This window comes from Pseudomonas sp. NPDC089569 (assembly GCF_050280625.1).
Classification (GTDB): domain Bacteria; phylum Pseudomonadota; class Gammaproteobacteria; order Pseudomonadales; family Pseudomonadaceae; genus Aquipseudomonas.
In genome coordinates, this window is the sequence record NZ_JBNNVQ010000149.1 from 1 (window position 1) to 10,579 (window position 10,579).

The 10,579-nt window shown below is 59.6% G+C and carries 11 protein-coding genes and 3 pseudogenes; 2 read left to right on the plus strand and 12 right to left on the minus strand.

Annotation, left to right across the window (positions count from 1 at the left end; translation table 11 throughout):
- Both ACQKP2_RS30205 and ACQKP2_RS30210 read right to left on the minus strand, forming a co-directional pair.
- Positions 1-125 (minus strand): annotated as a pseudogene (locus ACQKP2_RS30205) (cytochrome c oxidase subunit II); the annotation flags it as partial.
- A gap of 161 nt (positions 126-286) precedes the next feature.
- Positions 287-709: an OsmC family protein gene (locus tag ACQKP2_RS30210; RefSeq protein WP_008061600.1), complete on the minus strand. Its 423-nt coding sequence runs from the start codon at positions 707-709 to the stop codon at positions 287-289.
- A gap of 229 nt (positions 710-938) precedes the next feature.
- On the opposite strand from ACQKP2_RS30210, the gene crp reads away from it, so the two are divergent.
- Positions 939-1,583 (plus strand): cAMP-activated global transcriptional regulator CRP, encoded by a 645-nt coding sequence (gene crp, locus ACQKP2_RS30215; protein WP_427581988.1) that lies wholly within the window; start codon positions 939-941, stop codon positions 1,581-1,583.
- A 9-nt stretch (positions 1,584-1,592) separates the two neighbouring features.
- Here crp and ACQKP2_RS30220 read toward each other — a convergent pair whose 3' ends face one another.
- From ACQKP2_RS30220 to ACQKP2_RS30265, 10 genes and pseudogenes are all read right to left on the minus strand, one after another.
- Entirely contained in the window at positions 1,593-2,294 is a 702-nt protein-coding gene (locus tag ACQKP2_RS30220; RefSeq protein WP_427581989.1) for a lipoate--protein ligase family protein, read from the minus strand.
- 117 nt (positions 2,295-2,411) lie between these two features.
- Positions 2,412-3,248: an indole-3-glycerol phosphate synthase TrpC gene (trpC, locus tag ACQKP2_RS30225; protein WP_427581990.1), complete on the minus strand. Its 837-nt coding sequence runs from the start codon at positions 3,246-3,248 to the stop codon at positions 2,412-2,414.
- Positions 3,245-4,294, minus strand: a complete 1,050-nt coding sequence (gene trpD, locus ACQKP2_RS30230; RefSeq protein ID WP_427581991.1) for an anthranilate phosphoribosyltransferase — start codon at positions 4,292-4,294, stop codon at positions 3,245-3,247. The genes trpC and trpD overlap by 4 nt, the downstream gene beginning before the upstream one ends.
- A 9-nt stretch (positions 4,295-4,303) precedes the next feature.
- Positions 4,304-4,897 (minus strand): aminodeoxychorismate/anthranilate synthase component II, encoded by a 594-nt coding sequence (locus tag ACQKP2_RS30235; RefSeq protein ID WP_427581992.1) that lies wholly within the window; start codon positions 4,895-4,897, stop codon positions 4,304-4,306.
- Between the two features lie 113 nt (positions 4,898-5,010).
- Complete coding sequence (gene trpE / locus ACQKP2_RS30240) at positions 5,011-6,492, minus strand: anthranilate synthase component I (RefSeq protein ID WP_427581993.1); 1,482 nt, start codon at positions 6,490-6,492, stop codon at positions 5,011-5,013.
- Between the two features lie 70 nt (positions 6,493-6,562).
- The gene (locus ACQKP2_RS30245) at positions 6,563-7,381 is read right to left on the minus strand and encodes a phosphoglycolate phosphatase (RefSeq protein ID WP_427581994.1); all 819 of its coding nucleotides are present in this window, start codon (positions 7,379-7,381) and stop codon (positions 6,563-6,565) included.
- A complete protein-coding gene (rpe, locus tag ACQKP2_RS30250; RefSeq protein ID WP_427581995.1) occupies positions 7,378-8,052 on the minus strand; it encodes a ribulose-phosphate 3-epimerase in 675 nt (224 codons plus the stop codon). The genes ACQKP2_RS30245 and rpe overlap by 4 nt, the downstream gene beginning before the upstream one ends.
- 91 nt (positions 8,053-8,143) lie before the next feature.
- The gene (locus ACQKP2_RS30255) at positions 8,144-9,292 is read right to left on the minus strand and encodes an iron-containing alcohol dehydrogenase (RefSeq protein WP_427581996.1); all 1,149 of its coding nucleotides are present in this window, start codon (positions 9,290-9,292) and stop codon (positions 8,144-8,146) included.
- 215 nt (positions 9,293-9,507) lie between these two features.
- A complete protein-coding gene (locus ACQKP2_RS30260) occupies positions 9,508-10,332 on the minus strand; it encodes an ABC transporter permease (protein ID WP_427581997.1) in 825 nt (274 codons plus the stop codon).
- A gap of 12 nt (positions 10,333-10,344) precedes the next feature.
- Positions 10,345-10,497, minus strand: a pseudogene (locus tag ACQKP2_RS30265) (ABC transporter permease); the annotation flags it as partial.
- On the opposite strand from ACQKP2_RS30265, the pseudogene pcm reads away from it, so the two are divergent.
- Positions 10,490-10,579, plus strand: a pseudogene (gene pcm, locus ACQKP2_RS30270) (protein-L-isoaspartate(D-aspartate) O-methyltransferase); the annotation flags it as partial. The pseudogenes ACQKP2_RS30265 and pcm overlap by 8 nt on opposite strands.

Consider the following 10,579-nt stretch of genomic DNA (forward strand, 5'->3'; position numbering starts at 1 on the left):
AATCTTGCCGCCACTTGCCCGGTCGAGCGGCGGTGCAGAATCATCGACCAGAACATGGCGCCAAAGACGATGAGGCCGATCACTACACAGATCCATCCCGTCAGATGCGAACGACGCACCTGCGTAGGACGGTTAACACCTCTTCGCGATGGCGATTTTGGTTGTCTGTTCGGGAGCGCGACCTGTCGGCAGACAGGTCACTACCCTGAAAAAAGTGGCGCATTATGCAGACGTCAGCAGGGGATCGCCAGAGTCTGCACCGCTTTTATGATAGTTGAATGTCGACTCAACCGAGCTCGATGATTTCGTAGTCGTGGGTAATCTCGACACCGGCAGCGCCGAGCATGATCGACGCCGAGCAGTATTTTTCGGCGGACAGTTCGATGGCGCGCTTGACCTGTGCCTCTTTCAGCCCACGCCCCTTGACCACAAAGTGCATGTGAATCTTGGTAAAGACCTTTGGATCCTCGGTCGCCCGCTCGGCTTCGAGGAAGGCTTCGCAGCTCTCGACCGCCTGGCGGGACTTCTTGAGGATGCTGACCACGTCGAAATTGCTGCAACCGCCAACACCCAGCAGGAGCATTTCCATTGGCCGGACACCCAGGTTACGGCCACCGGCATCGGGAGGACCGTCCATGACCACGACGTGACCGCTGCCGGATTCGCCGAGGAACATGGCTTCGCCTGCCCATTGGATGCGTGCCTTCATCGTCGAGACTCCACTGTATAAAAAAGGGTCGCCAGCTTAGCACAGCCCCCCGGATTGACAGCGCTCCCCTTCCTGGGACATAACCGCCTGCCTTATAGGTAAATTCTCGAATATAGAAGGAAACGTCTGATAAGCTGACGCCAATTCGCTGGCGCATTGCCAGCTTTTTCGCCGTTTCGCCATACATAAAAAAACCAAACACACCGTGCAGTCTTTTCGGGATACAACCATGGTTGCTATTACCCCCACCCCCAGGATCAAGAACCTCGACAAGCTGTTGATGCATTGCCAGCGCCGTCGCTATCAGGCCAAGAGCAACATCATTTGTGCCGGCGACCGTGCGGAATCGTTGTTCTTCATCATCAAAGGCTCGGTCACCATCCTCATCGAGGATGACGACGGCCGCGAGATGATCATTGCCTACCTCAACGCCGGGGACTTTTTTGGCGAGCTGGGGTTATTCGAGCAGGCAGGCCTGGAACAGGAGCGCAGTGCCTGGGTGCGCGCCAAGGTCGAATGTGAAGTTGCGGAAATCAGCTACTCGAAGTTCCGCGAGCTTTCACAGCAAGACCCGGACATTCTTTACGTGTTGAGCGGACAAATCGCACAGCGCCTGCGTAACACGACGCGAAAGGTCGGCGACCTGGCCTTTTTCGACGTGACCGGTCGCGTCGCCCGCTGCCTGCTGGAGCTTTGCAAGCAACCGGATGCAATGACTCACCCCGATGGCATGCAGATCAAGGTGACCCGCCAGGAAATCGGGCGAATTGTCGGCTGTTCGCGGGAGATGGTCGGTCGCGTGCTCAAGGACCTGGAGGAACGCAACCTGGTGGATGTCAAAGGCAAGACCATGGTGGTCTTCGGGACGCGCTAAGCCTGAAACTCAGGCGCCGAACATTTGCTTGAGCATTTGCCGGTAAAGCTCTTCAAGGCGCACCAGCGCATTGGGTGCCATGAATTTCTCATGCAGGGCGATGTGACTGTCGGCGCGAACCCGCTGCTCCAGACCACAAGCCTCATTGAAGCGGTTGACCGCAGCGACCATCGACTGACGCTCGTCATCCAGCAACATTGCCCCGTGCACCAGGCCTACTGGACGCTGACCGCCCTGGCTCTGGCGCCAGCGCTGGGCCGTTCCGACCATCTTGCGCCCATCCAGATTGACGTTGAAACGACCGTCGCAGAAAGCGCCGTCGATTTCTCCCAGCGATGAAGTACCACCCAGCTCATCAAGCAACTGACAAATCGGGTCGCACAGGCGTCGGTAACCGGACTCGATGCGGTTCAGATCGCCCTCGCTGCGCGGGGGCGCATAAACCAGGGCGATGTTGATCGTCGAGGCAGATTGCGGCACCGGCTCGCCACCGGTTTCGCGCAGCAACACCGGCCATCCAGCTGCTGCCGAAACCTCGCAGGCTGCATCAAAACCGGGAAGACGATTAAGCCGCCGCGGCATGACCAACGCCCGATCACTGGGTTGCCAAAACAACAGACCAGACTCCCCATTGCCGGCGCAAACCGATGCCAGCAAATCCTGTTCGGCTTGCAGGCCGGCTTCGATGGTCAAGGAGACAGGTAAGGTCATAAGGGATTCCGTAGGACGTAGAGTCTGTGGTGCTTCTTATGCCGCTATCGCGAGCAGGCTCGCTCCCACATTGGATTTGGTGTAACTGTGGGAGCGAGCCTGCTCGCGATGCGTTGTTCAGTCGAGGGTCGAGCCGCTGACCGGCACACCACGCTCCGGGAAGAACAGGCGCTGCAGTTCAGTGCCTGGGCTTTCGGCGCGCATGAATGCCTCGCCGACCAGGAAAGCGTACACGTCACTGATTTCCATCAACTCGACATCGGCACGATTGAGAATGCCGCTTTCGGTGATCACCAGGCGATCACGCGGGATGCGAGGCAACAGATCGAGGGTCGTCTCCAGGCTGACATCAAAGGTGTGCAGATTGCGATTGTTGATACCAACCAGCGGTGTATCGAGGGTTTTCAGGGCTCGATCCAACTCGTCGCCATCATGCACCTCGACCAGCACATCAAGGCCAACGCCCTTGGCCGCCGATGCCAGCTCGGCCATTTTCACGTCGTCCAGAGCGGAAACAATCAACAGCACACAATCGGCACCCAGGGCGCGGGCTTCGATGATCTGGTACGGATCGATCATGAAATCCTTGCGGATCACCGGCAGTTTGCACGCCGCACGCGCCTGTTGCAGGTACGCATCGGCGCCCTGGAAATAATCGATATCGGTGAGTACCGACAGGCAGGTCGCGCCGCCCTTCTCATAGCTTCTGGCGATATCGGCAGGCACGAAGTTCTCGCGGATCACGCCTTTGCTCGGGGATGCTTTTTTGATTTCAGCAATGACCGCGGGCTCTTTGCGCTTGGCTTGCTCGATCAATGCCTTGGCAAAACCACGGGGTGCATCGGCCGCCTTGGCCAGGCTCTCCAACTCGGCGAGACTCACGCGAGCACTGCGCTCGGCGACCTCCTCGACCTTACGCGCCAGGATCTTTTCCAGAACCGTCGGTACACTCATCCCTCATTCTCCACTTTAAATACCGCGGTAAACGCACCCAGCTCCTCGAGTTTTTCCCGGGCCAAGCCCGTGTGCAGCGCATCGTGCGCCAATGCCACACCCTCTTTGAGGCTGCTGGCATGGTCGGCGGCGTACAGTGCAGCGCCGGCATTGAGCATGATCATCTCCGCCGCTTTCTGACCGTTTTCAGTCTTGCGCTTGCCCAGTGCATCGCGAATCAGCTCCAGGGACGCCGCCGGGCTTTCCACCGCCAGGCCATGCAGGCTCTGGCTTTTCATGCCCAGGTCTTCCGGCTCGACCCAGTACTCGGTGATCTGGTCGTTCTTCAGTTCGGCGACATACGTTGGCGCTGCGAGGCTGAATTCGTCCAGGCCATCCTTGGAATGCACAACCAGCACGTGCTTGCTGCCCAGCCGCTGCAGGACTTCCGCCAATGGACGGCACAAGGCCTGGGTGAACACACCCACCACCTGATGCTTCACCCCAGCCGGATTCGTAAGCGGGCCGAGCATGTTGAACAGGGTCCGCAAGCCAAGATCGCGACGCGGGCCGGCAGCGTATTTCATGGCGCTGTGGTGAGTCTGGGCAAACATGAAGCCGATACCGACGTTATCGATGCAGCGCGCCACTTGCACGGGTGTCAGGTTCAGATAGATTCCCGCCGCCTCCAGCAAATCGGCACTGCCGCTCTTGCCCGACACCGCGCGATTGCCGTGCTTGGCCACCGTGCAACCCGCCGCCGAAACCACGAATGCCGATGCAGTCGACACGTTGAAAATGTTTGCGCCATCGCCGCCCGTGCCGACGACATCCACCACACCATCCAGGGTCTTGAGCTCGACCTTGTCCGCCAGCTCGCGCATGACCGACACGGCACCGACGATTTCATCGATGCTTTCACTCTTCATGCGCATGGCCATCATGAACGCACCGATCTGTGCGTCCGTGCATTGCCCGGTCATGATTTCGCGCATGACGTCGCGCATTTCTTCAGTACTGAGGTCGAGCTGGTCGACGATACGGCCCAGGGCTGTCTTGATATTCATGAAAGGTCCTTAGCGCGTGCCGCCGGTTTGTTTGAGGAAGTTCGCGAACAGCTCATGGCCCTGCTCGGTGAGAATCGACTCCGGGTGAAACTGCACACCCTCGATGTTCAGGGTTTTGTGGCGCAGGCCCATGATCTCGTCGACCGAGCCGTCTTCGAGCTGAGTCCAGGCGGTCGGCTCAAGGCAATCGGGCAAGGTTTCACGCTTGACGATCAATGAATGATAGCGGGTAACCGTCAGCGGATTGTTCAGCCCTGCAAAGACCCCTTTGTCCTCGTGGAACACCGGGCTGGTCTTGCCGTGCATCACCTGACGGGCGCGAACCACATCACCGCCAAAGGCCTGGCCGATGGACTGATGGCCCAGGCAGACACCGAGAATCGGCAACTTGCCGGCAAAGTGCTTGATCACGTCAATCGAAACACCGGCCTCGGTCGGGGTGCAGGGACCGGGGGAAACCACGATGCGCTCAGGATTGAGGGCTTCGATTTCGGCAACGGTCAATTCATCGTTGCGCACGACTTTGACCTGGGCACCCAGTTCGCCCAGGTATTGCACAACGTTATAGGTAAAAGAGTCGTAGTTATCGATCATCAACAACATGGCGTTGGAAACCTCTTGAATTCTCTGACTTCGGAAGCAGCCTTCAAATGAATCTGGCGCCGCGGCCTGCGCTTGGTTGTTCAAGGCGGCCGGCAGGCGCGTCAGTTCATGGGTCAGCCTTGCGGAGTTTGTTCAGCCAGGGCAACGGCACGGAACATCGCGCGGCGCTTGTTCAGGGTTTCTTCCCATTCCAGCGCCGGCACCGAATCGGCGACGATGCCGCCCCCGGCCTGCACATGCAGTTCGCCGTTCTTGATGACCGCCGTGCGGATGGCAATGGCGGTGTCCATGTTGCCGTTCCAGGCGAAGTAGCCGACGGCGCCACCGTAGACACCGCGCTTGACCGGTTCCAGTTCGTCGATGATTTCCATTGCGCGGATTTTTGGTGCACCGGACAAGGTACCGGCTGGCAGAATCGCCCGCAGCGCATCCATCGCCGTCAGGCCGTCCTTCAGTTGACCGGTCACGTTGGACACGATGTGCATCACGTTGGAATAACGCTCGATGACCATTTTTTCGGTGAGCTTCACCGAACCGATTTCCGACACCCGGCCGGTATCGTTGCGGCCCAGGTCGATGAGCATCAGGTGCTCGGCGATTTCCTTGTCGTCCGACAGCAGGTCTTTTTCCAGCGCCAGATCGGCTTCTTCGCTAGCGCCACGCGGTCGGGTGCCGGCGATCGGGCGCACGGTGATCAGGTTGTCTTCGACCCGCACCAGCACTTCCGGCGAACTGCCGACGACGTGGAAGTCGCCGAAGTTGAAGAAGTACATGTATGGCGTCGGGTTGAAGCAGCGCAGCGCGCGGTACAGATCGATAGGCGCAGCCTTGAAGTCAATCGACATGCGCTGGGACGGCACGACCTGCATGCAGTCACCGGCCAGGATGTACTCCTTGATGGTGTCGACGGCTTTTTCGTAATCGTGCTGGGTGAAGCTTGAGCGGAACACCGGGTCGGCCGCTTGCTGCTTGCTGAAATCCAGGCCACGGCGCGGGGTGATCGGCTGGCGGAGCTTTTCCAGCAACGCTTCCAGGCGCTCACGACCTTGCTCGAACGCATCGTCCTGCGCAGGGTCGGCCAGGACGATCGCGTGCATCTTGCCCGCCAGGTTGTCGAAGACCACGACAGCGTCGGACACCATCAACAAAATGTCCGGCACGCCCAGCGGGTCCGGGTTCGGGCACTTGCCCAGGCGTTTTTCCACATAACGTACGCAGTCGTAACCGAAGTAGCCCACCAGGCCACCGTTGAATCGCGGCAGGCCTGCGATGGTCGGGACGTTATAGCGAGCCTTGAAGGCTTCGACGAACGCCAGCGGATCTTCAACATCGTGGCTTTCGGTTTCAACGCCATCGACTGTCACGCTGACATGGTGATCATGGACCCGCAGCACAGTACGGCACGGCAGGCCGATAATCGAGTAACGCCCCCACTTCTCGCCGCCCTGCACCGATTCGAGCAGGTAGGAGTTAGGTTCGTCAGCCAGCTTCAGGTAAATCGACAGCGGCGTGTCGAAATCGGCCAGGGTTTCGCAGGCAAGCGGAATGCGGTTGTAGCCGGCAGCGGCCAAACGCAGGAATTCTTCACGGATCATGATGTGCCTCGTGGCTTGAGGGTCAAACAGTCAGGTATGCAAACGCGCCGGATAACCGGCCAGGATCACGTCAGGCGCGCCAACGCCAGCGGGCCAAGGCCTTGATGACTTTCATCCAGAGTTTGCGAGTGACCACCACGATGGAATTTCCAGGAGGGGATTGAACAGCGTCGGCCAACGTTATCTCAGCGGCCGGATCCAGGCAACCGGGAATTAGCTTGCGCAGATCGTCGATGACCAGTGCCGGCGACTCTTCAACAATCGGCCGGCCATGGTTATAGCCATAGCTCAACGCCACGCACTGGACGCCAGCCGCTTTCGCCGCCAGCACATCACTGCGCGAATCGCCGACGAAAAGCGATTGCGAGGCGGGAATATTGGCCATTTTCATTACGAAAAACAGCGCGGCCGGGTCCGGTTTTTTCTGTGGCAGGGTGTCGCCGCCGATGATCCAGCGGAAATAGCGGCCGATCTTCATCTGATCCAGCAGCGGCGCGACGAAGCGCTCCGGCTTGTTGGTGATCAGCGCCATCTCGACACCCTGCTTTTGCAGCCATTTGAGGGTATCGCGCACGCCGGGGTAAACCACGGTCAACTCATGGCTCTCGCCATAAGCCTGCATGAAATACTCCAGCGCCCGTTCAGCTTCGTTGTCATCAACCGCCGAATGATCGATCCCGCCGGCCAGCGCACGACGCACCAGCACTGGCGCACCATTGCCGACCCATTCGCGTACCGCTTCCAGACCGGCAGGCTGGCGACCGAGTTTGAGCAGCATTTTATCCACAGCCACTGCCAGGTCCGGGACCGAATCGATCAATGTGCCGTCCAGATCGAACATCACCAACCGCGGCAGTTGCCCCGCGAACAGCTGCTCAAAACCACTCATGGGCGAGCCAGCGCCAGTTCGGAACGCATCTTGTCGATGACTTCCTGATAGTTCGGCGCATTGAAGATGGCCGAGCCGGCAACGAACGTGTCAGCGCCAGCCGCAGCGATTTCACGAATGTTGTTGACGTTCACGCCGCCGTCGATTTCCAGGCGGATGTCACGCCCCGATGCATCGATCAGCGCCCGCGCTTCGCGCAGCTTGTCGAGGGTAGCGGGAATGAACTTCTGACCGCCAAAGCCCGGGTTGACGCTCATGAGCAGGATCATGTCGACCTTGTCCATCACATACTTGAGCACGTCCAGCGGAGTCGCCGGGTTGAATACCAGGCCCGACTTGCAGCCGCCTTCGCGGATCAGTTGCAGGGAACGGTCGATGTGCTGGGTGGCTTCAGGGTGGAAAGTGATGTAGGTCGCGCCGGCTTCGATGAAGTCGCCGACGATTCGGTCGACCGGGCTGACCATCAGGTGCGCGTCGATCGGCGCGGTCACGCCGTACTTGCGCAGCGCCGCACACACCATCGGGCCGATGGTCAGGTTGGGCACGTAGTGGTTGTCCATGACATCGAAGTGCACGAAGTCGGCACCGGCAGCCAGGACATTGTCCACTTCCTCGCCCAGGCGGGCGAAATCGGCGGAGAGAATCGACGGAGCAATTACGAAGGGCTGCATGACGCACCTTTTCTGAGCAAAATCACGATGGCGCGCATTGTATACCGCATGCTTTGGCCCGCGCACCGTAACCGCGATGATTGGGCTTTGCCTAATAAGCCGCGCGGTAGATTTTCTCGATATCGACAGCATTCAACTTGCGCGGATTATTGCGCATCAGTCGCTCGATCCCCGCGGCTTCCACGGCCATGGCCGGGATGGCGTCCTCCGGAATTCCGAAGCTGCGCAAACCTGACGGGATTTCCACCGCCGCACAGAGCGCGCTCATGGCCTCCACGGCCTCGTCGGCCGCTTCGCTGGCACTCAGATGAGCGGTCCTGATACCCATGGCCTCGGCGATATCCTGCATGCGTTCGACGCAGGCCATCTTGTTCCAGATCATGACATGGGGCAGCAGCAACGCATTGCTGACGCCATGGGCAATGTTGAAGCGGCCACCCAACGGATAGGCCAACGCATGCACCGCACCGACCCCGGCGTTGCCGAAAGCCATGCCGGCCATCAGGCTGGCGGTGGCCATGTCTTCACGGGCCTGCAGATTGGAGGGATTGGCATAGGCTTTGGGCAGCGCCTTGGCGATCAGCTTGACCGCACCGATGGCCAGAGCATCCGTGATCGGCGACGCGTTGATCGACAGATAGGACTCAATGGCGTGCACCAATGCATCGACGCCACTGGCGGCGGTGACACTGCGCGGGCAGGTCAGGGTCATTTGCGGACTGACCAGCGCCACATCCGGCAACAGGTAATCGCTGACGATCCCCTTCTTCAATTGGGCGACCTTGTCCGAGAGGATCGCCACGTTAGTCACTTCAGACCCGGTGCCGGCGGTGGTTGGAATGGCAATGAGTGGCGGGCCTTTGCGCGGCACCTGATCGATGCCAAACAGATCTTCGAGCGCCCCGTGGTATCCGGCATAGGCGGCAACGCTTTTGGCAATGTCGATGGCACTGCCACCGCCGAGGCCAATCAATCCGTCATGCCCGCCTTCGCGGTAGACCCGCATGCAATCTTCAACGATGGCGATTTCAGGATCGGGCAACACCCGGTCGAAGATTTCATAGGCACGATCCCCCAGTTGCGCCAGCGCCAGCTCGACCGTACCTGACCTGACCAACGCGGCGTCAGTGACGATCAGCGGGTTATCGATGTCCAGGCGCGTGAGCTCCGCCGCCAGTTGCTCGATAGCTTGCGCGCCGGTGATCAATTTGTGAGCGATTTTGAAGGAGGAAAGACCCATCGTGCGCAGCCTCTTATGGATAGGGGAGCTGGGCACAAGCGTAGCCGGGGATTTGGGATTGGCCGGTATTCAGGTCATGAATGACTCAACAGACACTGAACATCTAATGTGGGAGCGAGCCTGCTCGCGATGGCGGTTTAACAGTCAACATCGATGGTGAATGTCAGTCCGCTATCGCGAGCAGGCTCGCTCCCACAATGGATCGAAGTGATCCGTCAAACCTGCGCGGTACGCATTTTTTCGCTACGACCACGCAGCCATTCCAGGGTCAGCAGCAGGATCACCGAGAAAGCGATCAGCAGCGTCGCGGCGGCAGCGATGGTCGGGCTGAGGTTTTCGCGGATACCGCTGAACATTTGCCGCGGCAGAGTCGCTTGCTCGGGGCCGGCCAGGAACAGGGTCACAACCACTTCATCGAACGACGTGGCGAACGCGAACAGCGCGCCGGAAATCACGCCGGGAGCGATCAGCGGCAATGTCACGCGACGGAACGCCACCAGCGGCGAAGCACCGAGGCTGGCTGCAGCGCGCACCAGATTGTGGTTGAACCCCTGCAAGGTCGCAGACACCGTAATGATCACGAACGGCACGCCCAGCACGGCGTGCACCACGATCAGCGAGGTATAGCTGTTGCCGAACCCCAGTGGAGCGAAGGTCAGGTAACTGGCCACACCGATAATCACCACCGGCACCACCATTGGCGAAATCACCAGCGCCATCACCAACGCCTTGCCCGGGAAGTCGCCCCGAGTCAGGCCGATCGCCGCCAGCGTACCGAAGATCATCGCCAGCACGGTCGCAGCCGGGGCCACGATCATGCTGTTCTTCAGCGAACGCATCCATTCCGCCGAGGCAAAGAAATCCTGGTACCAGTGCAGCGAGAAGCCTTGCAGCGGGTACACCAGGAAACTGCCCGAGTTGAACGACAGCGGAATGATCACCAGCACTGGCAGGATCAGGAACAACAGGATCAAGCCGCAAAGAATCCGCAAGCTGTAGAACCACACCCGCTCTATGGGCGACATATAAGGACTCAGCATTTCGTTCTCCCCTTAGCTCAGGCGCAGGCGGCTCGCGCCCACCAGCCAGCTGTAAATCAGATAAAGCAAAACGGTTGCCAGCAGAAGCAGCCCGCCCAGAGCGGTCGCCATGCCCCAGTTGATGCTGGTGTTGGTGTAGAACGCGACGAAGTAGCTGACCATCTGCCAGCCTTACATGGTGGCTCGCATGAGTGAGTTGCTGCTGGAGGCGGGCCCCCTGGACAAGGTGCTGGAAATCGGGACCGGC

Excerpts from the sequence above, each read along its gene's own strand:
- ACQKP2_RS30210 (WP_008061600.1), bottom strand. The coding sequence starts at position 709 with ATGAAGGCACGCATCCAATGGGCAGGCGAAGCCATGTTCCTCGGCGAA.
- crp (WP_427581988.1), top strand. The coding sequence starts at position 939 with ATGGTTGCTATTACCCCCACCCCCAGGATCAAGAACCTCGACAAGCTG.
- ACQKP2_RS30220 (WP_427581989.1), bottom strand. The coding sequence starts at position 2,294 with ATGACCTTACCTGTCTCCTTGACCATCGAAGCCGGCCTGCAAGCCGAA.
- trpC (WP_427581990.1), bottom strand. The coding sequence starts at position 3,248 with ATGAGTGTACCGACGGTTCTGGAAAAGATCCTGGCGCGTAAGGTCGAG.
- trpD (WP_427581991.1), bottom strand. The coding sequence starts at position 4,294 with ATGAATATCAAGACAGCCCTGGGCCGTATCGTCGACCAGCTCGACCTC.
- ACQKP2_RS30235 (WP_427581992.1), bottom strand. The coding sequence starts at position 4,897 with ATGTTGTTGATGATCGATAACTACGACTCTTTTACCTATAACGTTGTG.
- trpE (WP_427581993.1), bottom strand. The coding sequence starts at position 6,492 with ATGATCCGTGAAGAATTCCTGCGTTTGGCCGCTGCCGGCTACAACCGC.
- ACQKP2_RS30245 (WP_427581994.1), bottom strand. The coding sequence starts at position 7,381 with ATGAGTGGTTTTGAGCAGCTGTTCGCGGGGCAACTGCCGCGGTTGGTG.
- rpe (WP_427581995.1), bottom strand. The coding sequence starts at position 8,052 with ATGCAGCCCTTCGTAATTGCTCCGTCGATTCTCTCCGCCGATTTCGCC.
- ACQKP2_RS30255 (WP_427581996.1), bottom strand. The coding sequence starts at position 9,292 with ATGGGTCTTTCCTCCTTCAAAATCGCTCACAAATTGATCACCGGCGCG.
- ACQKP2_RS30260 (WP_427581997.1), bottom strand. The coding sequence starts at position 10,332 with ATGCTGAGTCCTTATATGTCGCCCATAGAGCGGGTGTGGTTCTACAGC.